Source organism: Actinokineospora globicatena (assembly GCF_024171945.1).
Lineage (GTDB): Bacteria > Actinomycetota > Actinomycetes > Mycobacteriales > Pseudonocardiaceae > Actinokineospora > Actinokineospora globicatena.
This window is the reverse complement of the sequence record NZ_JAMTCR010000002.1, coordinates 2,830,083-2,856,613: the sequence shown is the minus strand read 5'-3', so window position 1 is coordinate 2,856,613 and position 26,531 is coordinate 2,830,083. Positions and strand designations below refer to the sequence as shown.

Annotated in this window: 21 protein-coding genes; 12 read left to right on the top strand and 9 right to left on the bottom strand. The window is 70.7% G+C overall.

Going from position 1 to position 26,531, the window contains the following annotated elements; all coding sequences use genetic code 11:
* Positions 1-43 precede the first annotated feature (43 nt).
* A complete protein-coding gene (locus LV79_RS12730) occupies positions 44-2,326 on the bottom strand; it encodes a SpoIIE family protein phosphatase (RefSeq protein ID WP_253835331.1) in 2,283 nt (760 codons plus the stop codon).
* Between the two features lie 376 nt (positions 2,327-2,702).
* Here LV79_RS12730 and LV79_RS12725 point away from each other — a divergent pair, with 376 nt between their 5' ends.
* The 7 genes from LV79_RS12725 (at position 2,703) to LV79_RS12695 (ending at position 11,065) form a co-directional block, all read left to right on the top strand.
* Positions 2,703-4,787 carry a M4 family metallopeptidase gene (locus LV79_RS12725; RefSeq protein ID WP_253835329.1) on the top strand — a complete coding sequence of 695 codons (2,085 nt, stop codon included), beginning with the start codon at positions 2,703-2,705 and terminating at the stop codon, positions 4,785-4,787.
* A gap of 211 nt (positions 4,788-4,998) precedes the next feature.
* Positions 4,999-5,763 (top strand): MoaF C-terminal domain-containing protein, encoded by a 765-nt coding sequence (locus LV79_RS12720; protein ID WP_253835327.1) that lies wholly within the window; start codon positions 4,999-5,001, stop codon positions 5,761-5,763.
* Positions 5,764-5,803: 40 nt separating this feature from the next.
* Positions 5,804-6,181 (top strand): nuclear transport factor 2 family protein, encoded by a 378-nt coding sequence (locus LV79_RS12715; RefSeq protein WP_372495340.1) that lies wholly within the window; start codon positions 5,804-5,806, stop codon positions 6,179-6,181.
* Positions 6,182-6,547: 366 nt separating this feature from the next.
* Positions 6,548-7,723: an ABC transporter substrate-binding protein gene (locus LV79_RS12710; protein ID WP_253835322.1), complete on the top strand. Its 1,176-nt coding sequence runs from the start codon at positions 6,548-6,550 to the stop codon at positions 7,721-7,723.
* Between the two features lie 84 nt (positions 7,724-7,807).
* The gene (locus tag LV79_RS12705; protein ID WP_253835320.1) at positions 7,808-8,668 is read left to right on the top strand and encodes a branched-chain amino acid ABC transporter permease; all 861 of its coding nucleotides are present in this window, start codon (positions 7,808-7,810) and stop codon (positions 8,666-8,668) included.
* Positions 8,655-10,376: a branched-chain amino acid ABC transporter ATP-binding protein/permease gene (locus LV79_RS12700; RefSeq protein WP_253835318.1), complete on the top strand. Its 1,722-nt coding sequence runs from the start codon at positions 8,655-8,657 to the stop codon at positions 10,374-10,376. The genes LV79_RS12705 and LV79_RS12700 overlap by 14 nt, the downstream gene beginning before the upstream one ends.
* Positions 10,373-11,065: an ABC transporter ATP-binding protein gene (locus LV79_RS12695; protein WP_253835315.1), complete on the top strand. Its 693-nt coding sequence runs from the start codon at positions 10,373-10,375 to the stop codon at positions 11,063-11,065. The genes LV79_RS12700 and LV79_RS12695 overlap by 4 nt, the downstream gene beginning before the upstream one ends.
* Before the next feature lie 265 nt (positions 11,066-11,330).
* Here LV79_RS12695 and LV79_RS12690 read toward each other — a convergent pair whose 3' ends face one another.
* From LV79_RS12690 to LV79_RS12675, 4 genes are all read right to left on the bottom strand, one after another.
* A complete protein-coding gene (locus LV79_RS12690; RefSeq protein WP_253835313.1) occupies positions 11,331-13,709 on the bottom strand; it encodes an ATP-binding protein in 2,379 nt (792 codons plus the stop codon).
* Positions 13,702-14,331 carry a DUF6879 family protein gene (locus LV79_RS12685; RefSeq protein WP_253835311.1) on the bottom strand — a complete coding sequence of 210 codons (630 nt, stop codon included), beginning with the start codon at positions 14,329-14,331 and terminating at the stop codon, positions 13,702-13,704. The genes LV79_RS12690 and LV79_RS12685 overlap by 8 nt, the downstream gene beginning before the upstream one ends.
* Positions 14,324-14,620 carry a hypothetical protein gene (locus LV79_RS12680; RefSeq protein WP_253835308.1) on the bottom strand — a complete coding sequence of 99 codons (297 nt, stop codon included), beginning with the start codon at positions 14,618-14,620 and terminating at the stop codon, positions 14,324-14,326. The genes LV79_RS12685 and LV79_RS12680 overlap by 8 nt, the downstream gene beginning before the upstream one ends.
* Before the next feature lie 87 nt (positions 14,621-14,707).
* Entirely contained in the window at positions 14,708-15,406 is a 699-nt protein-coding gene (locus LV79_RS12675) for an SDR family NAD(P)-dependent oxidoreductase (RefSeq protein ID WP_253835306.1), read from the bottom strand.
* A gap of 143 nt (positions 15,407-15,549) precedes the next feature.
* Between LV79_RS12675 and LV79_RS12670 the strand changes: the two genes are divergently transcribed.
* Complete coding sequence (locus LV79_RS12670; RefSeq protein ID WP_253835298.1) at positions 15,550-16,332, top strand: molybdenum cofactor biosynthesis F family protein; 783 nt, start codon at positions 15,550-15,552, stop codon at positions 16,330-16,332.
* Positions 16,333-16,339: 7 nt separating this feature from the next.
* On the opposite strand, the gene LV79_RS12665 is transcribed toward LV79_RS12670, so the two are convergent.
* Both LV79_RS12665 and LV79_RS12660 read right to left on the bottom strand, forming a co-directional pair.
* The gene (locus LV79_RS12665) at positions 16,340-18,250 is read right to left on the bottom strand and encodes a maleylacetate reductase and hydroxyquinol 1,2-dioxygenase domain-containing protein (protein WP_253835296.1); all 1,911 of its coding nucleotides are present in this window, start codon (positions 18,248-18,250) and stop codon (positions 16,340-16,342) included.
* Between the two features lie 18 nt (positions 18,251-18,268).
* Positions 18,269-20,023 (bottom strand): FAD-dependent oxidoreductase, encoded by a 1,755-nt coding sequence (locus tag LV79_RS12660; protein WP_253835295.1) that lies wholly within the window; start codon positions 20,021-20,023, stop codon positions 18,269-18,271.
* A gap of 127 nt (positions 20,024-20,150) precedes the next feature.
* Between LV79_RS12660 and LV79_RS12655 the strand changes: the two genes are divergently transcribed.
* Both LV79_RS12655 and LV79_RS12650 read left to right on the top strand, forming a co-directional pair.
* Positions 20,151-21,038: a LysR family transcriptional regulator gene (locus LV79_RS12655; protein ID WP_253835291.1), complete on the top strand. Its 888-nt coding sequence runs from the start codon at positions 20,151-20,153 to the stop codon at positions 21,036-21,038.
* Between the two features lie 156 nt (positions 21,039-21,194).
* Entirely contained in the window at positions 21,195-21,398 is a 204-nt protein-coding gene (locus tag LV79_RS12650; RefSeq protein ID WP_253835290.1) for a hypothetical protein, read from the top strand.
* Here the strand turns inward: LV79_RS12650 and LV79_RS12645 are convergent.
* Both LV79_RS12645 and LV79_RS12640 read right to left on the bottom strand, forming a co-directional pair.
* Complete coding sequence (locus tag LV79_RS12645; protein WP_253835289.1) at positions 21,395-22,951, bottom strand: ABC-F family ATP-binding cassette domain-containing protein; 1,557 nt, start codon at positions 22,949-22,951, stop codon at positions 21,395-21,397. The two genes, LV79_RS12650 and LV79_RS12645, sit on opposite strands and share 4 nt — an antisense overlap.
* A 43-nt stretch (positions 22,952-22,994) precedes the next feature.
* Positions 22,995-24,443 (bottom strand): GMC family oxidoreductase, encoded by a 1,449-nt coding sequence (locus LV79_RS12640; protein ID WP_253835287.1) that lies wholly within the window; start codon positions 24,441-24,443, stop codon positions 22,995-22,997.
* 419 nt (positions 24,444-24,862) lie between these two features.
* On the opposite strand from LV79_RS12640, the gene LV79_RS12635 reads away from it, so the two are divergent.
* Both LV79_RS12635 and LV79_RS12630 read left to right on the top strand, forming a co-directional pair.
* Positions 24,863-25,735, top strand: coding sequence for a hypothetical protein (locus tag LV79_RS12635; protein WP_253835286.1), 873 nt, complete (start codon positions 24,863-24,865; stop codon positions 25,733-25,735).
* Positions 25,736-25,761: 26 nt separating this feature from the next.
* Positions 25,762-26,415, top strand: coding sequence for a toll/interleukin-1 receptor domain-containing protein (locus tag LV79_RS12630; RefSeq protein WP_253835285.1), 654 nt, complete (start codon positions 25,762-25,764; stop codon positions 26,413-26,415).
* Positions 26,416-26,531 lie beyond the last annotated feature (116 nt).

The window sequence follows — 26,531 nt, the reverse complement described above, 5'->3', positions numbered from 1 at the left end:
TAGAGCCCTCCGACGAACGGCCGGAACGCCAACCAACCCGCCGCTAGCGAATGGCTCGGATGGTCAGGGCCGTCGACAGGCCGGACAAGGCCAGGATGCGGGCGGGGGCGCTGGCTGGGGCGACGAACACCGTTACCGGGCTCACCGAGGCGATCTCCAGGAGCAGGGCCACGCCGGAGCTGCTCAGGTAGTCCACAGCGGACAGGTCGAGGGTCAGGGGGCCGTGGGCGGCCTCGGCGAGAAGCGACTCACGCAGGGATGCCGCGCCTGCCAGGTCGATCGCGCCTGTGAGGCGGATGGCGGACAGAGTCGGCACGCCGACCGGTAGTTCCGGGGACGGTGCCGTGCCGGTGATGCGGAAACCGACGGTAGTCCCAGTAGGACCCTGTGTGTAGGACACGGCCTCGGCGAGTTCGTAGATCATGTCGACGCTGCGGCCTCGGTGGTCGTTGTTGTCGGGCTCGGGACGCCAGCGGCCTCGGTCGCGGACCTCCACCTCCACCGCGCCGTCCGGGGTGCGGGTGACGGCGAAGTCGAAGGTCCCCTCCCCTGACGGGTACGCGTGTTCCACCGCGTTGGCCGCCGCCTCCCCCAGGGCTAGGTGCAAGTCGTTGCGCAGCACCAGCGACAGCCCTGCCGTCTGGGCCCACCGGTCCACCGCGCCCCGCAGCCACCCGAGGCGGGCGATCGTCGCGGGCACGTCGCGCTCCCGCAGGGGTGGTGGGATGAACCGGGCCACGACCAAGGCGACGTCGTCGCCGTGCCAGCCGTCGAGCATCGTTGTCGTGATCCGGCTGGCCAGGTCGTCCGGTGCCAGGTCAGCGGCCGCGCCAGCGACGTCCGCGAGCCGCGAGAGCCCCTCGTCGATCACCACGCCCGGTCGTTCCACCAGGCCGTCGGTGTAGAGCAGCACCGATGTCCCCGGCGCGAGGACCGCCTCCGCCTCCCGGTACGGCGTCCGCCCCGCGACCCCCAGCACCGCCCCCGCGGCCCCAGTCAGGTACCGCGGCTCCCCGTCGACGACCAGCGGCGGCGGGTGACCGGCCAGCGACCAGCACAGCCGCCCCGTCGCGTAGTCGAACGTCAGGCATGCGCAGGTGGACCCCATCGCGCCGGGTGTGCGGGCGACGAAGGCGTCGAGCCGTTCCAGCGCCGCCGCGGGGGTGTGCCCGTCGAGCAGGTACCCGGCGAGGGCGCTGCGCAGCTGGCCCATCACGGCGGCGGCGGTCGGTCCCTTGCCGACGACGTCACCGACGGAGAGGGCGACCACGGTGTCGGTCAGCGGCAGCACCTCGTACCAGTCGCCGCCTGCCTGGGCGTACCTGGCGGCGGGTAGGTAGCGGGCGGCCGTGGCCAGCCGGGCCAGGCGCGGGAGTTCGCGCGGGAGCAGGCTGCGCTGCAGCGCCTCGGCGATCTCGTGCTCGCGGCGCAGCAGCAGCTCGCGTTCCGCCTCGGCCCGCCTGCGCGCCGTGACGTCGCGGCCGATGGCCTGCATCCCGGTCGGCGTCACCTGCGCGGCCAGTTCCAGCGCGATCATCTCGCCGTCGCCGCGGCGCACGTCCCACACCTCGGTGGTCACCTCGCCCTGCGCGAGCCGGTGCTGCAGCGCGGCCAGCCGGTCCAACTCGTACTCGGCGAGGAAATCGCGCACCGTCCGGCCGAGGATCTGCTCCCGCGTAGCCCCGAACAACGCGCACCCGGCGGGGTTGACCTCCACGTACCGCAACTGGTGGTCGACGATCCACACGCCATCGGTAGCCCGCTCGAACAGCATCCGATAGCGCTGTTCGCCTTCTCTTAACGCTTGACCCGCGTGGACGCGTTGCAGCGATTCCCAACACCGCGCGACCACGACGCCAACGGTCTCGATCTCTTCGCGCGTCCACACCCTCGGAACGGCCTGGTGCACCGCCATCGCCGCGACGAATCGACCCGCTTTGTGCAACGGGAAGCATATGACCGCGCGGATTCCGGTGACCCGGTACGCGTCGAGGTCGGCGGGCACCAACCGCTCGTCGGTCGCGCTGTCGACCACCACCCACGGCTCCCCGCCCCGCATGGCGGTCAGCGCGCCCGCGCCGAAGGCCGACATGGCGAACCGCCCGGGTAACGGCGGCAGGCCCGTCGAGTGGTCGCCGCTCATCACGAAGTGGTCCTCGTCGGCCTCCGCCCTGGCGTAGGCGCACCGGTCGACACCGAGGTACTCGCCGAGCATCCGCACCGCCGCGGCCACCACGTCCTCGGCGGCGTCGAGCGGCTGCAGCACAGGTTCGAGGGCGCCGAGCAGCTCCGCCGCGTCCGACCCGCTGGCTGCACCGGTGCCCATGGCGCCAGAGCCTTCCCGGTCGGCGCCGCCCGCACAACCGGAACCGCCCCGCGCGGCACCTTCACCGCAGAGCGCCTTTCCCCGCCATTTCCGATGAACACCATTTCCCGCGTCTTTCGGAGAAATCGGGCACGCGCTCCGCCCTTTCTGCGCACCGGCGTCCGGATTGACGCGTTAACACTTGCCCTGTGTGAATATCTTGGCGTTCCGCGTGAAGTGAACCGGAGTTAACGTCAGTTCGTCCGGAAAGGCGGCGGGAGAGCGGCGAGGGGCCACACTCGACCGAGGTGCCGACCGGATTCAGGTGCGCTCGCCAAGCGCATTCCCTGCATTTTCCGGTGCGCGTGGTAGCGGCCGGGAAAGGAGCCACACCCCCATGAAGCCCAGTCATCGCCTGCTCGCCGTCGGCGGGGCGCTGGTGTCCGGTCTGGTGGTGATCGGCAGCGCCGTAGCGGCGACGTCGAACACCCAGGCCAGCACCGCCCAGTCGGCGCAGGTCGCCCAGGACACCGCCGCCCACGCGGCCGCCTCGCTCGTCGAGTCCCGGCCTGCCGCACTGCACGCCTCGGCCGACGACACGTTCGTCCAGCGCAAGGTGTACTCCGCGGGCAGCAACCAGTACGTCTCCTACGACCGCACCTACAAGGGCCTGCCGGTCGTCGGCGGCGACTTCGTGGTCGTGACCGACAACGCCGGGTCGGTGAAGTACACCTCGGTGGCCCAGGAGCAGACCATCCAGGGCCTCGGTACCACCGCGAAGCTCACCAGGGAGCAGGCGGAGACCACCGCGCGCGCCCAGCTCAAGACCGTGACCGGCACCGAGGCGAGCAGGCTGGTCGTGGTGTCGCTCGGCACCGCGAGGCTGGCCTGGGAGTCGACCGTCACCGGCACCACCGCCAAGGGCGAGCCGAGCCGGTTGAGCGTCTACGTCGACGCCACCGACGGCAAGGTCCTGCGCACCCAGGAGCACGTCGCCAACGGCAGCGGCAGCTCCGCCTACAGCGGCCCGGTCACCATCGACACCACGCACTCGGGCAGCAACTACGTCATGCGCGACCCGAACACCACCAACCTGTCCTGCCAGGACATCAGCGCCTCCAGCCCGTTCAGCAAGACCTCGGACTCCTGGGGCAACGGCCAGGCCACCAACCGGGAGACCGGCTGCGTGGACGCGCTGTTCGCCGCCGAGACCGAGCGCAAGATGCTCACCCAGTGGCTGGGCCGCAACGGCATGGACGGCAGCGGCGGCGCGTGGCCGATCAAGGTCGGCCTCGACGACCTCAACGCCTTCTACGACGGCAGCCAGGTCCAGATCGGGCACAACCAGTCCAACGGCTGGATCAGCTCGCTCGACGTGGTCGGCCACGAGATGGGCCACGGCGTCGACGACCACACCCCCGGTGGCATCTCGCAGGCGGGTACCCAGGAGTTCGTCGCCGACACCTTCGGCGCGGCCACCGAGGCCTTCGCCAACGAGGCCAGCCAGTACGACCCGCCGGACTACCTGGTCGGCGAGGAGATCAACCTGGTCGGCAGCGGCCCGATCCGCAACATGTACAACCCGTCGCTGGTCAACAACAACGCCAACTGCTACTCCAGCAGCGTCCCCGGTGGCGAGGTGCACGCCGCGGCCGGTCCCGGCAACCACTGGTTCTACCTGCTCGCCGAGGGCAACAACCCCGGCGGCGGCAAGCCGACCAGCCCGACCTGCAACAACAGCTCGATCTCCGGGCTGGGCATCCAGGCCGCCATCAAGATCATGTACAACGCGATGCTGATGAAGACCTCGTCCAGCTCCTACCTCAAGTACCGGACCTGGACGCTGCAGGCGGCCAAGAACCTGTACCCGGGCAGCTGCACCGAGTTCAACACCGTCAAGGCCGCGTGGGACGCGGTGAGCGTCCCGGCGCAGTCCGCTGACCCGACCTGCACCGGCGGCACCACCACGCCGCCCACCAGCCCGACCACCACCACCCCGCCGACCACGACCACGCCGCCCACCGGCGGCTGCTCCGGCCAGAAGCTGACCAACGCGGGCTTCGAGTCCGGCGCCACCGGCTGGACCCAGACCTCCGGCGTCATCGGCCAGTTCGCGAGCCAGAACGAGCCCGCGCACGGCGGCACCTACTCGGCGTGGCTGAACGGCTACGGCGCGGCGCACACCGACTCGGTGGCCCAGTCGGTCACCATCCCGGCCGGGTGCAAGGCGACGCTGACGTACTACCTGCACATCGACACGGCGGAGACCGGTTCCACGGTCTACGACAAGCTGACCGTGCAGGCCGGTTCGTCCACTGTGGCCTCGTACTCCAACGTGAACAAGGCCGCTGGCTACACCCAGCGCACGGTCGACCTGTCGAGCTTCGCGGGCCAGACCTTCACGCTGAAGTTCACCGGCACCGAGGACGCCTCGCTGCAGACGTCCTTCGTGCTCGACGACCTGGCCCTCACCCTGGGCTGATCCCCGGTCAGGAAGGGGCGGGCACCGGTAGCAGGTGCCCGCCCCTTCCGCTGTCCGCAGAACCGGTGGCTGTCCGCGGGGCTACAGCCACGCGAAGGGGCCGGGTGGGCCACCGGGGCGAGTTGACCGGGAGCGACCAGATCTTGCCCGCCAGCGCTCGACCGGGGCGCGCGCGCTGGCCGATCCCCGCGACCGCTCGCACGATGGGCCCATGTCGACTCCCGATGACGAGTGGCGCACCTACGACGAGTTCGCCGACGGTATCGCCACCTACCGCCTGCCCAACGCCGACCTGACCGGGCGCGAGATCGTCATCGCCCTGGAGGACGGCCCGGTGCTCGACCTCAGGTTCGAGGACGCCGAGCACGTGACCTGCAACGGGGTGCGCGACCCCTACGACGCGGTGGCGGTGCGCGACGACGTCTACTTCGTCAACCTGCCGCTGACCAGCGTCGAGGGCGAGTCGCTGACCCTGGTGTTCTCCACCAGCAGCCACCGCGCGCTCGGCGTGCTGTCGGTGATCGGCGCCGAGGACGTGGAGGGGCAGCCGCGGGTCCAGCAGACCTTCTGGACCGGCACCACCAACGGCGGCGAGCCGACCGGCGAGGCCCCCGGCCCGTCGCGCGACCTCATCGGCAAGCGCAACCTCTACCGGTACAGCCCGAACCACCTCTACGAGCACGTCTACGTGTCCTCGCAGCGCTACACGTGGCAGTGCCTGGAGGGCATCCAGCGCGGGCACGGCGACACCGACCTGTCCACGGTCTGGAAGTTCGCCGACGGCCTGTACCTGTTCTGCTTCCGCGAGTTCCGCATCGCCGTGGCCAGCGTGTGGCTGCACGACCTGAGCATCGCGCTGCGCACCACCGGTGTCTTCCTCGGGCTCAACGGCGAGGGCCGCTCCGAGCACTCCACCGGCGGCGGCCACATCTACCCGCTCGGCGCCGTGGTCTACCCCGATATCCAACCGGTCTAGTCCGAACCCGTTCAACCCCAAGGAGACTCCATTGTCTACTGTGGATGTCGTCGCCGCGCACTACGCGGCAAGCGACCGCGGTGACCTCGACGGCATGCTCGCCCCGATCACCGCGAACACCACCTGGACCGAGGCGGCCGGGTTCCCGTACGCGGGCACCTACACCGGGCCGGACGAGGTGCGGGAGAACGTGTTCTTCGCCATCGGCAAGGACTGGGACGGCTACACCTTCACCCTGGCCGAGCTGGTCGACGGCGGGCAGACCGTCATCGGCCTCGGGCACTACCAGGCCACCAACAAGGCATCCGGCCGGTCCTTCACCGCGCGCGTGGCGCACGTCTGGAAGTTCGACGGCGACACCGTGGCCAGCTTCGAGCAGATCGTCGACTCGGTCCCCGTGGCGGCGGCCATCGATTGAGGCGCCCCCTGATCGGCAGCCGCGCCGATCAGCGGATTCCGGTCACCTCATCACTCGATGAGGTGACTCGGCACGGCGGGAAGCCGCCTTCCGAGCACACTCGTGCCCGGAAGGCGGCTTCCTGTCGTTGTGCTGCCCGCGCGCGGCACGGGGTGTGAGCTGGGGAAAGTCTCCGCGAGGAGAGCGGTTCGTGACCTGGGTCGCACCCCGTGCCGCGCACGACAACACGCGTGCCCGCAAAGTCAAGGAACGTGGGCCGGGCCACTCGTAAGGTCCGTTCCACCTCCAGACCCGAGATCCCGTGCCCCCTGCGAGCGCAAGCGAACGCAGCCGAGAACACAGACAGGGACCGCTATGAGAAAGATCATGCGCAGTGTGGCCGTCGCCGCCGCGGTCGCGCTCGTCGCCGCCGGGTGTGCCAGCGGGGACAGCGGAAGCGGCGGGGGCAGCGGCCCGATCGTCGTCGGCTCGGTCAACGCGCTCAGCGGTGCGGCGACCTTCCCCGAGGCCTCCGCGGCCGCCAAGGCGGTCTTCGACGCCGCCAACGCCTCCGGCGGGGTGAACGGGCGCCAGATCCAGTACAAGGCGCTCGACGACAAGGGCGACCCGGCAGCCGCCGCGGCCGCCGCCCGCGAGGTCGTCGGCGCGGACAACGCCGTCGCGCTGGTCGGCTCGTCGAGCCTGATCGAGTGCGAGATCAACAACAAGTACTACGAGCAGCAGAAGATCCTGTCCATCTCCGGCATCGGCGTGGACCCGGCCTGCTTCAACAGCCCCAACATCTCCCCGGCCAACGTCGGTCCCTACCACGACATGACGCTGACCCTGCTCTACGGCTCCGAGGTGCTCAAGCTCGACAACATCTGCGCGCTGCTCGAGATCGCGGGCAACACGCTGCCCTCCTACCAGGCGGCGATCGACGAGTGGTCGAAGATCACCGGCAAGAAGCTGACCTACATGGACGCCACCGTGCCCTACGGCGGCTCCGACTACACCTCCTACATCGTCAAGGCGCGTTCGGCGGGCTGCAAGGCGATCACCGTCAACCCGGTCGAGCCGGACTCCATCGGCCAGCTCAAGGCCGCCGCGGCGCAGGGCTGGAACGACGTCACCTGGCTGCTGCTGACCAGCGTCTACAGCGAGAACTACGCCAAGGCCGTCACCAACGCGGGCGCGGGTGTCTACGTCCCGGCCGAGTTCTACCCGTTCACCGACGCCGCCAGCTCGCAGAACAAGGAGTGGCGCGAGCTGATGACGAAGAACAACATCCCGCTGACCTCGTTCAGCCAGGGCGGCTACCTCGCGGCGAAGTACTTCCTGCAGGTGGTCAAGGGCATCCAGGGCGACATCACCCGGGAGTCGGTCACCAAGGCGCTGCAGGAGATGCAGCCGATCAGCGACCCGATGGTGGGCACCCCGTACGTGTTCGGCAAGGGCAAGACCCACCACGACAACACCGCGGGCTGGCCGATCAAGCTGACCAGCGGCACCGGCAAGTGGGAGCTGGCGGCCGACGACTGGCTGCGCATCCCGAAGAACTAGCCCAGAGTTAGCACTGTCCACGTTGGTCTGAGGCGGTACCAGTCCGGATCGCCACGGCGGGTTCCACCGGCAAGGGAGTTCTCGATGCTGCAAGGGGCGCTGGCGGGTCTCGCCGCGGGTGGGCTCTACGCCGTGCTCGCGGTGTGCCTGACGCTCATGTCCCGACTGGTGCGGGTGGTCAACTTCGCCCAGTCCGCGACCGGGATGTTCGGCTGCTACGTCGCGGTGCACCTGTCCATCCAGGTCGGACTCCCGACCTGGGCGGGCACGGTGGTCGGGATCCTGATCGGCGGCGCGCTCAGCGCGCTGCTGGGCTGGATCATCTCCACCTGGCTGGCCGAGGCCGACATCGGCACCCGCTCCGCGGTCACCGTGGCGGTGCTGCTGCTGCTGATCTCGTTGTCGTTCATCCTGTTCGGCAACAAGCCGCAGCCGTTCCACCCGATCCTCGACGGCCCGGCGTTCTCGGTCAACGGCGTGGTGGTCAGCCAGGTGACGGTGGTGACCGTGCTGCTCTCGGTGGTCATCGCGGTGGGGTGCCGGGCGCTGCTGAGCAAGACCTCGTTCGGCCTGGAGCTGCGGGCGCTGTCCGAGCGGCCGACGACCGCGGAGCTGATGGGCATCCCGGCCAAGCCGCTCGCGGTCGCGGTGTGGGCGGTGACCGGGTTGCTCAGCACCCTGGTCATCTCCATCGTCGCGCCGTCGCAGTCCAACGACGCCACGTCGCTGTCGATGCTGGTGGTGCCCGCCGCGGCGGCCGCGCTGCTCGGCGGGTTCCGCAGGCTCGACCTCGCGGTGGTCGGCGGGCTCGTGCTCGGCATGGCCCAGGGCGCCGTCGCGCAGGTCGACAGCCTCTCGGTGGTCCGCTACTTCCTGCCGTTCCTCGTCATCGTCGGGCTCTTGCTGTGGTCGCAGCGCAAGGAGGTGTGGGATGTCGCGCGCTGAAACCGGGCCGCTGACCCGGCTGGGGGTCCCGTTGGTGGTCGCCGGTGCGGCGATCGTCGTGGGCTACCTGTTCAGCGTCGGGCTCGACGGGTACTTCGTGTACCTGGGCATGAGCGCGATAGTGGCGGGCATCGCGCTGCTGGGGCTGGGGGTGGTCACCGGCAGCGCGGGCATGGTCTCGTTGTGCCAGTTGACTTTCGCCGCCGTCGGCGCGTGGGTGGTGTCCGGGCTCAACCGGATCGGCGCCCCCGGCGGCTTCCTGGTGTGGCTGGTGTGCGGTGGTGTCGCGGCTGGGTTGGTCGGCGTGCTGGTCGGCCTGCCCGCGTTGCGGTTGCGCGGCATCAACCTGGCCGTGGTGACGCTCGGACTCGCCGCGGCGGCTGACCTGACGCTGGTGCAGATCCAGTTCCCGGGCACTGTGGACGGTGTGTCGGTCGACCGCCCGGAGGCCTTCTCCGACGACCGGAACTACTTCTGGCTCGGCACGATCGTGCTGACTGCGTGCTGCCTGCTGGTGCACTTCCTGCGCAAGACCCGGTGGGGCAGCGGCTGGCAGGCGGTGGCGTTCTCCGAGCGCGGCACGGCGGCGGCGGGCGCGAGCGTGCGGACGTCCAAGCTGAGCGCGTTCGCGGTGAGCGCGGCGCTCGGCGGTGTCGCGGGTGGACTGCTGACCGGGCAGGTCGGGTTGGCGTTCCCGGCGAGCTTCACCGCGATGCAGTCGCTGGCGCTCTACGTGCTGGCGATCATGTCCGGCGCGCACCTGATCGACATGGCGGTGTTCGGCGCGGTCCTGTGGGTCGCGGTCCCCGAGCTGCTCAAGCGCTGGGGTGTGCCGCAGGACTGGGGTTTCGTGGTGTTCGGCCTGCTGGGCACGCACGCGCTGACCACCGGTGGCAACCTGGGCACCGCGGTCCGCGAGCTGTGGCGACGGCGGTCCAAGGGCGCGGCAGGCGTGGAGTTGAGCGCGCCGCCCGCCGAGGTGGACATGCCGCCGCCGGGTGAGCCCGTGCTGGTGGTGCGGGACCTGAGCGTGAGCTTCGGCGAGGTGAAGGCGTTGGCGGGGGTGAACCTGTCGGTGCCGTCGAACGGGGTGCTCGGCGTGATCGGGCCCAACGGTGCTGGTAAGTCCACTTTGGTCGACATCATCAGCGGGTTCCTGCCACAGGCGACCGGGTCGGTGGAGTTGGACGGCCGACCGCTCAATGGGCTGTCGCCCACGCGCCGCGCTCGGGCCGGCTTGCGCCGAACGTTCCAACAGGACCGTGTGCCCGCTGGGCTGACCGTGGGTGCCTACGTCCGTTTCGTTGCCCGGCGGCGGTTGTCGTCGTCGGAGATCGACGAGGCGCTGGAGTTCTTCGGCTGCCCCCCGGCCAAGACCCCGCTGCGCCGCGTCGACGTCGGTGCCCGCCGGTTGGTGGAGGTCGTCGGCCACCTGCTGGCCAGGCCGAAGGTCCTGCTGCTCGACGAGCCGGCCGCCGGTCTGCCGCACGAGGAGCACGTCGCCCTCGGGCTGCGGCTGCGCCAGGTCCCGGCCCGCTTCGGCGTGTCGGTGCTGCTCATCGAGCACGACCTGGACCTGGTCCGCTCGGTGTGCGACACGATCACCGTGCTGGACTTCGGGCAGGTGCTGGCCAGCGGCCCGCAGGCCGAGGTGCTGGCCAACCCCGACGTCCTCAAGGCCTACATGGGCGAAACGGAGCTGCTGTGAACGCGTTGCAGGTGCGAGACATCACCGTCACCCGCGGCGCGGGCCCGGTCATCCGCGAGGTCGGCTTCACCCTGGAACCGGGCCGCATCACCGCGCTGGTCGGCCCCAACGGCGCCGGCAAGACGTCCTTGCTGGAAGCCATCTCCGGCGTCCTGCCCGCCGCCCGCGGCTCCGTCCACATCGGAGACGTCGAGGTGACCAAGCACTCCCGGGTCGCCCGCGCGAAGCTCGGCCTGGCCCACATCGAACAGGGCCGCGCGGTGTTCCCCGGCTTGACGGTCCTGGAGAACCTGAAGCTGACCGCCCGCACGTGGCCCCGGGTGGACGAGGTCCTGGCCCTGTTCCCCGAACTCGACAAGCGCCGCAACTCCCCCACCGCGCTGCTCAGCGGCGGCGAGCAGCAGATGGTCGTCCTGGCCCGGGCCTTCGCCGCCCGCCCCAAGTTTCTCCTCATCGACGAGATGTCCCTCGGCCTGGCCCCCGTCGTCTTCACCCGCCTGCTCCCCATGGTCACCCGCTTCGCCTCCGAGGGCGCCGCCATCCTCCTGGTGGAGCAATTCACCCACCTCGCCCTGGGCGTCTCCCAAGACGCCATAGTCGTCTCCTCCGGCCGCGTCACCTACCAAGGCACCGCCGAAGCCCTCCTAGCCGCCCCCAACACCCTCCACTCCGCCTACCTGGGCGAATAGCGGCCCAGCCCCCCACCTGGCTGGTGACGTCCTGGGGGCGTCACCAGCCAGGCCCAGGACCAGGCAGAGGTACGCGCCGGATCCACGTCGTCAGAACCGGCCGATGAAGCCCACGACATCGGTGCCGACCGTGGCGATGTGGACGGACTGCGTGGAGCTCTCGATAGCGGCGTCGGGGAGACAGCCACAGCTGGGTCGATCCGCGCTATCCGCTGGACGTGAGCGTGTATCAGGTCGGCCACATCTCGCTGGGCGTCGTCGACCACTAGCTGTCCCCGACCAGGCGGAGCCGGAGCCTGGCGACCCTCGGGTCGTCGAAATCCCGCAAGGCGACGGATGCCTCCTCGACAAGCGCCGCGGTGGCGTCCGGTGCGTCCGCACCACGCATCGCCTCGATCAAGTTGGCCAGTGCGTTGGCAAGCAGCCAACGATCCCCGGTGTCCCGGTAGATCGCGATGGCTCGACGGTGGAACTTCGCCGCGTCCTCGAACCGCCCCAGGTCTCGGTAGGCCTCACCCGCACCGTCCAAGGCGGCCGCCTCACGGTTGCGGTCCCCGATCTGCCGCTGCGCCACCGCTGACCGTTGGCACGCGGCCAAGGCCTCTCCCGGATCGCCCTGAGCGCGTCTGATCCTGGCGAGTTCCAGCAGCCAGAACGCACCCCACGCCACCAGCGCGTCTTCCTCGGCGATCACCAGCGCGCGATCGATCGCCGCCCGCGCGGCATCGAGCTCACCCAGTTCCCGCAGGGGCATCGCGAGGTAGAACAGCGCGTTCCCGGTGTACGCCCGATCGCCCCGCTGCTCGCAGAGCCGCACGGCCTCGCGCAGCGCCTCCGCCGCCGCGTCGAGGTCGAGCCGGTCGTAGTCGGCCATGCCGATGTTCGTGCGGACGAGCGCTTGCCAACGGGTGTCGGCGAGCTCGTCGAACACGACCAGGCTCTCGGCGAACCGCCGTCGCGCCTCGACGAGCGCACGACGGCGCCATGCGATCAACCCGAGCGCGTTGGTGGCGACGCCTTCGCCGTAGCGGTCCCCGATCTCACGTCGCACGCGCAGCGCCTCGGTGTGCGTGGCGGCCGCCTCGTCGAGTCGCTGAGACTGCAAGCAAGCCTTACCCAGGCTGTCCAACAATTCAGCCACTCCCCGCTGGTCACCGAGCGCCTGAGCGGAGGAAAGCCCGATTCGAGCGGTCTCGAACCACTCGTCGAACGGGTTCTGGGAGACGTACACGCTCCGCAACAACGCGGCTGTCCGCCAGGCGACATCGTGCCTCCCCCCGGCTGCGGCGGACCGCACGGCGGAGACGAGGTTGGTCTGCTCCCGCTCGTACCAGGCGAAAGCACTGTCCCGATCACCGAACTGCTCGGGAACGGCGTCCGGTGGGGCGGAGTCCAGCGGAACAGGTCGATCCAACGGGGCGATGAGCGCGATGGCACCTGCCAGCGTGTGCAGGTAGTGGTCCAACGCCCTGCCGAGAGCCGCCGCACGGTCCTGCTCGGTTTCCTGCTGCACCGCCTGCTGCGCCGCGTACACCCGGAGCAGGTCGTGGAACTGGAAGCGTCCCTGTGCGTGCTGCTCGAGCACGTGAGCACCGACGAGGGAGTCGAGCAGGCGCCGGACCTTGGCCGCGCTCGTCCCAGCGAGGGCGGCGGCCACGCCGGTCCCGAACTCCGGGCCTGGGTGCAGTCCCAGCAGGCGGAACAGCCGGGCGGGCTGCTCGGGAAGCGCGCGGTAGGACCAAGCGAACACGGTCCGCACCGCGTCGGACTCATCGTCGTCCGCCACGGTCAACGCGTCCCACAGCGCCGACTCGTCCCTGAGGTCCTCGATCAGTTCGCGCAAGGGCATCAACGGCCTGCTCGAGGCCCGCTCGGCCGCGATGCGCAGTGCGAGGGGAAGTCGGGCGCACAACCGCGCCAGCTCGACGAGGTCTTCGTCCTTGTCCGGGCTGCGGTAGCCGGAGGTCACGGCACGCAACAGGTCTACCGCATCGCGCTCGGAGAGCATGTCCAACAAGAGACGATGAGCACCGTCCCTGGCCACCAGTCCGGAGAGTCTGCTGCGGCTGGTGATGAGCACGAGGCAGCGCTCCGTTGCCGGGAGCAGCGGCCGCACCTGGCTCACCGTGGCGGCGTTGTCGAGTACCAGCAACACCCGTCGATCCGCCAGCAATGACCGGAACAGCGCTGACCGGTCGTCCGTCGCGTTCGGAATCCGCTCTCGCGGCAATCCCAACGCGCGAAGGAACCTGTCGAGAGCTTGTGCCGCGCTGACTGGCACGCCGGGGTCGTAACCACGGAGGTTGACATAGAGCTGGCCGTCCGGGAAATGCCGCCGCACACTGTGCGCCCAATGCAGGGCCAACGAGGTCTTCCCGACACCAGCGGTCCCAGTGATCACGTACAGCCCGCCTGCGGCCGCTCCACCATCGAGCACGGCGTCGAGCACCCGGCGTTCGTGCCCCCGGTTGACGAACCCGCTGACATCGCCCGGCAACTGGCTGGGCACGGGGTGCCGGGTGTGCCCACCGTGGAAGTGGATGTCGCCGTGGACCGCATTGGCCTGCACGACATCGTGCGCGGAGCCGGACACCTCGGAGGAGCTGCTGGTCACCGGGTCCTCACGCCGATCGCGTTCACCCATGGGGGAGGGTTGACCGCTGTTCAGCGGCCGCGCGCTCCATGAACCCCTCAGCAGTCGCACCCACGCTGTACAGGCCCTGGATGAACTCGCGCACGGCGACCACGAGGCCCTCGTCGTCGTACCGGACGCCACCCTGCTGCAGCCCGGTTTCGTCATAGAGCAGGTGGTACAGAGCCTCGTCGCCGAGGGTGATCAATTCAGGCAGCACGCCCGCTGACTCCAGGTGCTCGACCCTGCTCGCGTCCAGGAACCTGGTGTGCCCACCCAGTTCGTCGCGCAGGGCCAGCAACTCCGACTCCCAACGCAGGTAGTCGGTGAGCGGCCACTCGACAACCCTGACCCGCCACGTCTCGAATCCGTGTTCGGAGATCTTGCGGTAGTGCTCGGTCAGCGCTCCCCTGCGCTCGCGCAGAGCCGCTACCGCGTCCTGCCACCGGCCCTGGTCGAACGCCACCCAGCTGTCGTCGGTGGGTTCTCGGAAGTCCTGGAGCCGCTCCAGCTTCCAGAACCCCGATCGCCCTATGCGCCAGAAGCGTTCATTGAAGTCATCGAGGTAGGCGTCGCCGAGCAACCGGGTACCTTCGGCGGTCGCTAGACGGGAGATGACCGACGAGTCACGCATCAGGGATGTCTTTCTTCGCCGCGCGCGCCATTCCCTTGGGAATGATGACGAGACTTTCGCCCGGACCGACGGAAACGCCTGCGGGGAGTTGGTCCGAGTAATGCGCGGTGAGGTCACGACCGATCACCGCCACATCACCGTTGTCGAGTTCCCAGATATCAGGGCATCCACTCTCACCGCCGGTTCCCGTGGTGTCCGGGTCCCGGCCGCTGCCGGGAGCGGTGGGTGCGATCCCGAGTCGCCGGTGGAAGATCGCGGTCGGATCCGGCGTCCACACCCGTGCCGACATTGTGACTCCTCTCGCGCGCGGCAAGAGGACTAGCGTAGCATGTACGCTAGGATACCTAATGGGGCCTTAGGTCCCCCAATAGTGGGTTCAGGCGGGGAATCCCGACCGCGCGGAGTAGCCGAAATCAGTCAGGATCGCCTGCCCATTCACCGTTCGAGACCGCTCCGAGGCCAGGTACAGCACCTGGTTGGCCACATCTCCCGCCGCCTGCACCGGGAACTCGGCCTCATCGATGGCCCTATCTCCAAGATCCCCCCGAGCCATCGGCGTGTCCACAATAGATGGACACACGCAATTCACCCGCACCGGCGAGAATTCCACCGCCAACGCCCGCGTCATGGAAACCACCGCCCCCTTCGACGCGCTGTAGGGGACCATGCCGGGGACGGAGACGAAGGCGGAGTCGCTGCCGATGAGGACGATGGAGCCGTCGTAGCCCATGTGCGGGTAGACGTGCTTGGCGAGCAGGAGTTGGCCCAGGACGTTCACCGCCAGCACGCCCGCGATGTCGGCCGCCGAGGTGTCCACCAGCAGGTTGCCGACCGGGCCGGAGATGCCCGCGCAGCCGACGACGATGTCCAGGCCGCCGAGCCAGTCGACGGCCGAGGCGACGGCGGCGGCGAGGGAGTCCGAGTCGGTCACGTCGGCGCGGAAGCGGGCGCCCGGGGCGCGGTCGAGCACGGCGACCGTGGCGCCCTCGGCCTCCAGTGCGCGCGCGCAGGCCTGGCCGATGCCGGAGGCACCGCCGGTGACCAGTGCTTTTCTGCCGTCAAGGCCGAGGTCCATGGCCACATCCTGCGGTCGTCGGGGCGGGGGCGGTTGGTCTGCGGCGCACCGTCCTTGTCCGGTGCCGCACGGGCCGGTCGGGGGCGGTTCCGCCCGGCTCGCGCAGGGCCAAGACTGCCGTAACCCGCGGGAAAGGAACACCGATGACCGAGACGTTGTCCGACACCTCGACCTGGCTGCCGCTCGACGGGCTGGCGCCCGGGTTCGACGAGAACAAGGCGCCGACGGTGGGCGACCTGCACGGGCGGTCGGTGGTCCTGGAGGGCGCCGACGGGCCGGTGCTGGTGGCGAGCTTCACCGGGTCCCGGGTCGAGTGGGACCACGGGGTCGACCAGTGCGAGACCTTCCTGGTCGACGAGGACCTCTACTACACCCAGTTCCACCCGCAGGGCCGCCCCACCGAGGCGGTCTCGCTGTTCCTGGACCTGCGGGCCGGGCGCGCGCTGGTGGTCACCACGACCATCAACGGCGGCGGCGTCCCCCGGGTCACCCAGGTGTTCACCCCGGCCACCATCCAGGGCGCCGACGTCACCGGTGAGGCGCCCGCGCCGACCCGCGCGCTCATCGGCAGGCGCACCATGTGGGTCTACAGCGAGCAGCACGCCTACGAGCACGTGTACCTCAGCGAGCACTGGTACACGTGGCAGTGCCTGTCGGGCCCCGAGAAGGGCCTCGCCGACACCGACCAGAACTCGGTGTACCAGCTGCGGCCCGGCATCTACGTGTTCACCTGGCGGGAGAAGGTCATCCCGTGCGCCTCGGTGACGGTGGCCGACCACCGCGACACCCACCGGTTGCGGTCCCACGGCGTCCTGTTCGGACTCGACGAGACCGGCGAGCGGCCGACCCACTTCACCTTCGGCGCGCACGGCAGGCTGCTCAGCAACACCGTGCACCCCGAGGAGTACGACCCCGCCCTGGCCTGACCCCTCATCAGGCCGGGGCGATCCGGAAGGTGAAGCGCAGGTCGCGCCACTCGCCGGTGACCCGCCGCCCCGGCGGGGGTGTGCCCGTCCCCGCCGGGAAGTCGACCACGAGGTCCTGCTTGACGCCGAAGACCGCGTCGGAGTCCAGGTACTTGCCGCCCGCCACGAACAGCTGGGTGATCAGCCGCTGGTGGCCCTCGGCGGCGAGCATGAAGTGCAGGTGCGGGGCGCGGTACGGGTGGCGGCCGGTGGCGGCGAGCATGTCGCCCACCGTGCCGTCGGCCGGGATCGGGTACTCCGAGGGCAGGATGGACCAGAACCGCACCCGGCCGCCGTCGTCCGCGCGGAACCGGCCGCGCAGCACCGGCCCTTCGAGGTCCGGGAGCTGCACGTCGTAGAAGCCGTCCTCATTGGACTGCCAGATGTCGACAACGGCCCCGGGTAGCGGACTCCCGTCGGTCGAGGTGATGGTGACCTCGACGTACAGCGGGACACCGGGCAACCCATCAGCGACGTCCGTACCGTGCTCAAGCTCCGGCGGACCCTCCACATAGAACGGTCCAAGCACCGCGGACGGCGTCGTCTCAGGCGTGCGCGAGTTGGTCAGCGCGTCGACCACACTGGACACCCCGAGCGAGTCCGACAGCAGCACGAACTCCTGCCGCTTGTCGTCGCACAGCTGCCCGGTGCGGGTCAGGAACTCGACACCCGCTTGCCACTCGGCCTGCGTCAGGTCGTTGTCGATGGCGAACCCGTGCAGCCGCCGGACCAAGTCGCCCAGCAGGTGCCGCAGCCGCGGTGGTCCAGCGATCGTGGACACAACCTGGTCGGTGAGCCAGTCGAGCCGGGGCGGACCGCCGAGGCTCGGCCGCTCCCCCGCCCATGCCGCCCGCAGGAGCCCAGCCAGGCCTTCCTGGGTCAGCGGCGCCGGGTTCGGGTACGGCTTCGCGGTGGCGAGTTCGGCCGCCTGGGCCAGATCCCCTTCAGCCAGACCGAGTTCACGCAACGATGTCGGCGCTCCGGTCTCGACGAGCAGGTCGTGGATCGCGGCGGGCGCGTCCGGGTTGCCGAGGGCCTCACCGATGCGCCGCACGGCTTCCTTGGCGTAGGGCGCGTTGTAGGCGAGCGCGTGCGGCAGGACGACGGCGTGCGTCGGCGAGTGCGGGAGGCCGTAGGTGCCGCCGAGGGTGTGGCAGAGCTTGTGGTGCAGGCCCATGCCCACGGACCCGAGGCAGGTCCCGGCCAGCCACGCCCCGGTCAGCAGGTCGGCGCGGATGTCGGCGTCCGCCGGGTCGGCCTTGACCCGGCGCAGCGCGCGGGCGATCCGCTCGATCGCCTCCAGCGCGAGCCGGTCGGTCACCGGGTTGGTGTCCGGGGCGTAGAGCGCCTCGACGGCGTGCGCCATGGCGTTGACCGCGCTGGTCACGGTGATGCCCAGCGGCAGCCCCCTGGACAGCTCGACGTCGTAGATGACCGTCTCGGGGAGGATGTCCGGTGACGAGCGGGTCGTCTTGGTGCCGCCGTCGGTCTCCCCCAGCACCGGCGTGACCTCGGAACCGGCGTACGTCGTCGGCAGGATCACCTGGTCGACGCCGGTCCGGACCGCCAGCGCCTTGGCCAGTCCGGTCGTGGAGCCACCGCCCACCGCGACGACGCAGTCAGCGCCAACCTCGCGCAACAGCGCCAGTGCCTGCTCGGTCACCGCGACCGGCGTGTGCATGACGGCGCCGTCGAACCGGCCCACCGCCAGCGCGCCGAGCGCCTCCCGCACCCGGTCGCCGACCGTGCCGAGACCGGGGTCGGCCAGCACGAGGACCCGCGTGCGCCCGAGCCGCTCCACCTCGGGTCGCACGTCGGCCAGCGTGTGCGATCCGAACACGACCCGCGTCGGCCCGGTGGAGTAGCGGAAATCGGACACGAGGTGCCTCCTGGCGGATCAGTTCCCGGTGCGGTCGAGCAGCTGGGCGAGGGCCGAGGTCAGGTCACCGGCGGGGTCGGCGGGCAGCGACCAAGCCCGCCAGCCCACGTGCGCGTCCGGTCGGACCAGCACACAACCCGACTCGTCGACCTCGCGCAACCGCGACCAGTCGTCGTAGAGGTCGATGTGGTCGCGGCCAGCGCCGATGACGTAGGTGGCGATCTCGACGCCCAGCTTCGCGGCCGCGGTCTCGGCGGCGGCGACCCAGTCCTCGCCGGAGATCCCGGTCAGCAGCGCGAACCGGCCCTTGCCCGCGAGGTCGTGGGTGCTGACCTTGGCGTCGCCCGCGCCGAGCCAGCAGTGCGGCAGCCGAGCGCCCGGCCAGGTTGTCGGGTGGTAGAACAGCTCGGGGTCGCGGGTGTACTCGGGCTCGGGGGTGCCGTCGGTGACGACAGCGCCGGAGTCGTAGCGCTGGCCGAGTTCGACGCCGTGCGCGTTGAACTCGTAATCCTTGAGCTCCAACGCCTTGCGCAACGCGATCCGCTGTTCGGCGGCCTTCGGCGTGTTCTCCGCCCTGGCCCGCATGTTGGCGACCTTCTCGGCGGCGTCGTCGGACTCGGTGAAGCCGAGCGCCTCGAAGATCGGGCCGAACTCCTCGATGGACTTGTTGGCGCGCAGCACGATCTGCTTGCCGATCGGCGCGCGCTCGGCGTCGTAGCTGTCGAGCAGCCCCGGTCCGGCCTGGCCCTTGAGCACCATGGCCAGCTTCCAGGCCAGGTTGTACGAGTCCTGGATCGAGGTGTTGGAGCCGAGCCCGTTTGACGGCGGGTGCCGGTGCACGGCGTCGCCCGCGCAGAAGACCCGACCGGCGCGGTAGCGGGTGGCGTACATCTTGTTGTTGCCCCACAGCGAGGTGGACCGGATGGTGACCGGGATCGTGTCGTCGCCGACGAGGTCGTGCACGATCTTGGTGGCCATCGCGTCGTCCACCGCGGGCGGCGGGCCGGAGATGTCGTAGCCCCACACGATCAGCCACTCGTCCCACGGCCGCACCATCCGCACCAGGCCCATGCCGATGCCGCCGATGTCGGAACCGGGCTGCAGCACCCAGTACAGGACGCTGGGCCGGTGCTCGACCAGCCGCGACAGGTCGGCGTGGAAGACGATGTTCATGCTGCCCGCGAGGTCCATCTGGCCCTCGAACGGGAGCCCGACGTCCTTGGCGACCTGGCTGCGGCCGCCGTCGGCGCCGATGACGTACTTGGCCCGGATCGGGTAGGTGTGCCCCGAGAGGCGGTCCCGCACGGTGACCGTGACGCCGTCGTCGTCCTGCTCCAGGCCCAGGTACTCGGTGTCGAACCGGACCCGGCTGCCGCGCTCGGCGGCGTGGCCGATCAGGATCGGCTCGAGCAGGGTCTGCGGGAGGTCGCAGTTGCTCGACGGGCTGGCCAGCGTGTAGTCGGCGCGGCGCGCGGGGTGCGTGCCCCAGGTGCGCACCCGGCCGATCTCGTCGCCGGTGAGGCTGGTGCAGAAGACGGTGTCGCCCATCAGGTCCTGCGGGGTGCCCTGGGCGAGCACGTCGTCCTCGATCCCCAGGTCCCGCAGGATCTCCACGGTGCGCTGGTTGGTGATGTGCGCGCGGGGGGTGTTCGCGGTCCAGCGGTACTTGGTGATGACGATGTGGTCGACGCCGTGGGTGGCCAGGAACAGCGCGGCCGACGCCCCGGCCGGTCCGCTGCCGATCACCAGCACATCGGTGGTCAGGGTGCTCACAACGCCTCGCTCTCCGGTGGGGACCGTCGCACTCGCCCGGGCTGGCCCGGCGTACGTCCGATGAGTGTGCGAAGCAGGGGGCCATACGTCCAATACGTGTTGCGCACCTCTCCTATAGCCTGCGCGTATGGACGTGCGGGACCTGGAGTGCTTCCTCGCGGTGGCCGAGGAGGGCACCATCAGCCGCGCCGCCGAACGGCTGCACATGACCCAGCCGCCGCTGACCGTCCGGCTGCGGACCCTGGAACGGGAACTGGGCGTCGAGTTGCTGGTGCGCCACGGGCGCGGGGTGACGGTCACCGCCGCGGGGCGGCTGCTGGCCGAGCACGCGCGCCGGTTGTTGGCCGACCTGTCCGCGACCACCGAGACCGTTCGCGCTGTCGGCCTGGGCACGCACGGGAAGCTGGCACTGGCGGTCGGGCACTCCATCGCCCCGCGCCTTCTCGCCCGGCTGCTGCGGTCGCTGGGGTCCGATGTGGACTTGGCGCTGGTCGAGGTGTCGGACGCCGAGGTGCTCGACCGGGTGCACCACCGGGAGGCGCACGCGGGCCTGCTGCACCGGACCTCGTCCCGTCGGGCCAACGGGTTGGAGGTCGCGGTGATCAGCCGGGCGCCGCTGGTGGTCGTCTTGCCCGAGTCGCACCCCGCCGCGAGCGCCGAACGCGTCGACCTCACTCAGCTCACAGACGACCGCGTGGCCTTGTCCGACACCGACTTCGCCCCGTCCTCGGTCGCACCCCGGCACCGCGCGGACTCCGTGCCGCACGCCTTGGCCCTGGTCGAATCCGGCGCGGGAGTCGCCCTGCTCACCACCGACCACGTCCCCCAGGTCTGGCCCGGACTGGTCGCCCGCCCCCTCCGCCAGCACACCACCACAACGGAGTCCGCCGTCTGCTGGCGCCCCGACGAGCACTCCCCGGTCATGCGCCGCTTCCTCAGGGCCGCGCTGTCCACCCCCGAACCCGACGCCCTCGGCCACCCCTTCGCCCGCCACCCAGCCCCCGAGGACAGCTGACCCGGTTACTCCACTCAGGCACGTTTCCCGGCTCGAGCCCGTGGGCTCCGCGAATCGACGGACAGGGTGGGAGTCGGTCGATAACTTCGCGGGGTCAGCGGCGTGCCGGCGAACCCGGCGTTGAGAAGGTTGGGGTACCCAGTGGCGCGAGCCAACGTGTCGAAGTCGCGTGTCGCCCTGTGCATGTTGGTGGCCCTCGTCATCGCGGGCGGCGTGGCGGCCCTGGCGATCTCCCTGGAGTTCGGGTCGTTCTGGGCCAAGAGCCTGCCGGTCACATCCATGGTCATCATCTTCTCGTTCGCGCAGTCGAGCGGGTGGCTGGACAAGAAGGTCAAGGACGACGCGGGCGACAAGGGCTAGCGCAGGGTGCCGTCCGCCAGGGTGAGGCGGCGGGTGATGCCCAGGGCGGCCAGGAAGCGTTCGTCGTGGCTGACGACGACGAAGGCGCCGCGGTAGGCGGTGAGCGCGGACTCCAGTTGCGAGACGCTGGACAGGTCCAAGTTGTTGGTGGGTTCGTCCAGGAGCAGCAGGTGCGGGGCGGGCTCGGCGAACAGGACGCACGCCAGGGTGGCGCGGAGCAGTTCGCCGCCGGACAGCACAGACACCGGCAGGTGGGCGCGGTCGCCGCGGAAGAGGAAGCGGGCCAAGAGGTTCATCCGGTCCGCGCGCGGCATGCTCGGGGCCGCGGCAGCGAGGCTGTCGGCGACGGACAGCGCGGGGTCGAGCACGTCGAGCCGTTGCGACAGGTACGCGGCGGGCACGGTGTCCTTGATCAGGCGGAGCAGCGTCGACTTGCCCGCGCCGTTCGGGCCGACGAGGGCGATGCGCTCCGGGCCGCGGATGTCCAGGGTCAGGCCGGGGTCGGCGAACAGGCCGCGGGCTTGCAGGCGTTCGCCGTGGAAGAGGGTCCGACCGGCCGGGACCGTCGTCTCGGGGAGTTCCAGGACGATCTTGTCGTCGTCGCGGACCGCGCGGCTGGCCTCGTCGAGCCGGGCTTGGGCGCCGGTGACCCGCGCGGAGTGCGTCCCATCGGCCCGGCCCGCTGACTCCTGGGCGCGGCGCTTCATGTTGCCCGCGAAGATCCGGGGCAGACCAGCGCTGTCCAGGGTGCGAGCCGCGTTGCTGGCCCGCCGGGCCGCGCGTTCCCTGGCCTGCTGCATCTCCCGTTTCTCCCGCTTGACCTCCTGTTCGGCGTCGCGCACGGTCCGCTCGGCCGCTTCCCGCGCGGCCCGGGACGCGGCCTCCCATTCGGTGTAGTTGCCGCCGAAGACCCGGACCTCGCCGTGGTCGACCTCGGCGACGCGGTCCACCCGGTCGAGCAGCTCGCGGTCGTGGCTGACCACCAGCAGGCAGCCGGACCAGTCCGCCAGCACCGAGTACAGCCGCGCCCGCGCGTCGGCGTCGAGGTTGTTGGTCGGCTCGTCGAGCAGCAGCACGTCCGGCTCCTTGAGCAGCTGCGCCGCCAACCCCAGCGACACCACCTGGCCACCGCTGAGCGTGCCGATCCGGCGGTCGAACTCGACCTCGGCCAGGCCGAGCCGGGCCAGCTGCGCCCTGGTCCGCTCCTCGACGTCCCAGTCGACGCCGATCGTGGTGAAGTGCTCGTCGCGGACGTCGCCGGACTCGACCGCGAGCAGGGCGGCGAGGACCCGGTCGACGCCCAGGACCTCGGCGACGCTGAGGTCGTCGCCCAGCGGGAGGGTCTGCGGCAGGTACCCGACCACCCCGTCGACGACGACGCTGCCCGCGCTCGGCCGGTACACGCCCGCGAGCAGCTTCAGCAGGGTGCTCTTGCCGGAGCCGTTGACCCCGACGAGCCCGGTTATGCCCGCGCCGACGGTGAAGGACAGCCCGTCGAACACGGGGGTGTCGTCCGGCCACGAGAACGCGAGATCGGTGCACGAGATTGGCATCAGGCCACCACCGTAAGCACCGGCGGCGGCCTCCACCAACCGGTTATCGGCGCAGGAACGCGGCCGCCTGTTCGCCGATCATGACCGCCGGGGCGTTGGTGTTCCCGGTCGGCACGGTGGGCATGATCGACGCGTCGGCGACGGTGAGGCCGGTCAGCGCGTGCGCGGCCAGGTCGGGGCCGACGACCGAGAGCTCGTCGGTGCCCATCTTGCAGGTGCCGACCTGGTGGTGGTAGGTGATCGCGGTCCGCCGCACGTACTCGACGACGTCGTCGACGGGTCCGGGGTAGAGCTCGCGCGCGCCCCACTCCCCGGCCAGCGCGGGGGCAGCCCCCAGGCGGCGGCACTGCTCGACGGAGGCGACCAGGCTGGCGAGGTCGTCCGGGTGCTCCAGCGCGGCGAGGTCGATGAGCGGCTCGTCGTCGACCGACGGGCCCGACAGCCGCAGCGAGCCCCGGGAGCGCGGCGTGACCATGCCCGCCATCAGCGAGAACCCGGTCGGCGGGCCGGTCATCCACGGCTCGTACATCGGGACGCTGAAGTGGATCGGCTGGGTGTCGGGCACCGGCAGGCCCGGCTTGCTGCGCCAGAACAGGTGCGTCTGGGTCACCGACCGGCCGCTGACCGGCGGCTCGACCTCGCGCCGGTCGGTCGCGAAGATCACCGGGGCGAGCAGGTGGTCGTGCAGGTTCTTGCCGACGCCGGGCAGGTCCGCGACGACGTCGATGCCCAGTGCGCGCAACTCGTCCGCCGGGCCGACGCCGCTGCGCAACAGGAGCGCCGGGGACGCGAGGGCGCCCGCCGCGAGCACGACGCGGTCGGCGCGTAATTCCGTTGCCACACCGTCGATGTCGGCGAGGACACCGACCGCGCGGGTGCCGTCGAACAGGACCCGGTGCACGAGCGCTCCGGTGTGGACGGTGAAGCCGGGCTTGCCGAGGATCGGCTCACCGTAGGCGGTCCAGGTGTTGACCCGGCGGCCGTCGCGCGCGGTGATCCGCTCGATGGACACACCGTCGAGCTGGTCGCCGTTGTAGTCGGGGTTGAACTCGATCCCGATCTGCACCGCAGCGTCCACAATGGACCGCTGGACCGGGTGCAGCGGCTCGTTGACCGTGATGGGCAGCAGGTCGCGCTCGACGCGCTCGAAGATCGGCCGCACGTCCGACCACGCCCAGCCGGGTTGGCCCCAGCCGTCGTAGTCGGACGCCGCGCCGCGCACCCAGATCATCGCGTTGAGCGCGTGCGACCCGCCGAGCACCTTGCCGCGCGGCAGGTGCAGCCGTCGTCCGGCCGCGTGCGGTTGCGCAACGGTGTGGTGGCCCCAGTCCTCGGGACCGTGCCACAGCTCCCCCGCCCGCGCCGGGTCGTGGATCGCGGGGTTGGTGTCGCGGCCCCCCGCCTCCAGCAGCAGCACCGAGGCGCCCGCGTCCACCAGCCTGCGCGCCACGACCGACCCCGCCGACCCGGCCCCGACCACGATGACGTCCATCTGCGCCTCCCTGTGCTCCTGGCCACAGCTTGACGCCGGCGGCCCCCGTCGCGCTGCCCCCGACCCGGATCGCTTCGCTGCGCGACAACGACAGTGCCGCGCCGGACAACCCCGCGCTCACCCTCCGCTCACGAGCGGACACCGACCACCCACCCCACGGTGAACCCGATGACCAACAACCACAGCCCGAGCTTGACCGCGTGCCCCGGTGCCAACACCATCGCCATCTCGTCCTCCTCCGCCACGGTGACTCCTCCTCCATCGTGGGGGCGCCTGACGCCCGTGCCGAGGGGTTTCCCGCCGCCCGCACCGTGCAGGCACGGGAAACCCCCGCGGTACCTGACAAAGACCGGACAAACTCCGGACAACCCCGGGTCAACCGGGCACACGACGCCGCCGGGCCGCTTCACTGTGCACCCATGCACCCGCTCACCACCGACCTCAGGGCGCTGCGCCGGGGCCGGGCCGTGCACACGACGCCGCTACCGCCCCGCCTGGGCCCCGCGCTGCGCGCGCTGTGCGCGGTCACCGACGCCGACGACGACGTCTCCGCGCGCACCAAGGTCATCGCCCGGCTCACCGAACTGGCCGACCAGCTCCCCGACGACCTGCGGCTGTGCTTCACCGCCGCGTTCGCGCTGACCGAGCGGACCCGCCAGCCGTTCTACAGCGACCGCCTCGTCTGGGCGGGCACGGAACTGCGCCGCGAGAGCCGCACCATCCGCCGCCGGGTCGACGAGAGCATCACGACCGTCATCCAGCTGGCCCGGGCGCGGCAGTCCTGGCACACCGAGCAGCTGCACGCGGTGGTGTCGCTGGCCGGAGCCCCGGAGGTCCTGGAGTCGCGCCGCGTCGTCGCCGACACCGACCTCACCGAGATCACCCTCGGCTGGTCGACCTCCGGCGTGGAGGACCTCGCGATCACCGTGGTGCACGGCGGAACCCTCGTCGACCTGGCCCGCAAATCCCGCAACCGGGTGGCCGCGACGCTCCGCCTCCCCACCACCCTGCGCGCGGGCCAACCCCACTCGATCGCGGTCCGGCTGCGCCCCAACCCCATGCACCCGCTCTACGTCTGCACCCCGCACACCCCGTGCGCCACCTTCACCCTGCGGGTCATCTTCCCCCCGACCGCCACCCCGCCACACGCCCTGCTGCTCGACGGCGTCCCACCCTCGGAAGTGGAGGACGACATCGCACCCCACCTCCCCCTGTCCATCGACGCCGCCGGCCACCTGACGACGACCTTCACGAACCTGACCCCACACCTGTCCTACGGCATCCGCTGGTGAGACGCCCGACCCAGGAAGGAGGAGCGATGCCCCGGGTGTTCGTCTCCTACACGCACGACTCCGAGGAGCACAAGGACGCCGTCCTGCACCTCGCCCACGCCCTGTCCGCCAACGGCGTCTCCGTCTGCCTGGACCGCTGGCACCTCGAACGCCAGGACTGGTACACGTGGGCGGTCCGCGAGATCGAGTCGGCCGACTTCGTGGTCGTCGTCGCCAGCGCGCGCTACCGCACGGTCACCGACGGGTACGGCACCCCGACGGAGAACCTCGGCCTCCAGTGCGAAGCCGCCATCCTGCGCGAGAAGCTGCAGGGCGAACGTCCACTCTGGACCCGCAAGATCCTGCCCGTCCTCCTCCCCGGCCGCGGCATCGGCGAGATCCCGCTCGTCTTCCAGCCCAACTCCGGGAACCACTACCCCATCGCCGACTACACCACCGACGGCATGGAAGACCTCCTCCGCGTCATCCACGGCAAACCCGCCTACGAGCGCCCCATGCCCGGCACACCCCCACCCCTCCCACCCCGCACCGTCACACTGCCCACCCCCCACGCTGTCGAACTGCCCACCCCCCACCCGGTCGTACCGCCCACCCCCCACCCCACCGTCATCAACACCATCACCGGCGGCGAGGTCCACGGCAACATCATCCAGGCAGGCGGCAACGTCACCCAGAACTAGACCCAGCACGCACGTGGCCACATCAGTGCTGCTCGGATGCACCCGCGCCAGAGAATCACCCGGGCACACTTGTGCCCCGCAGGGCTTTGCCAGGGGAAGGTCCAGGTCACCGTCGC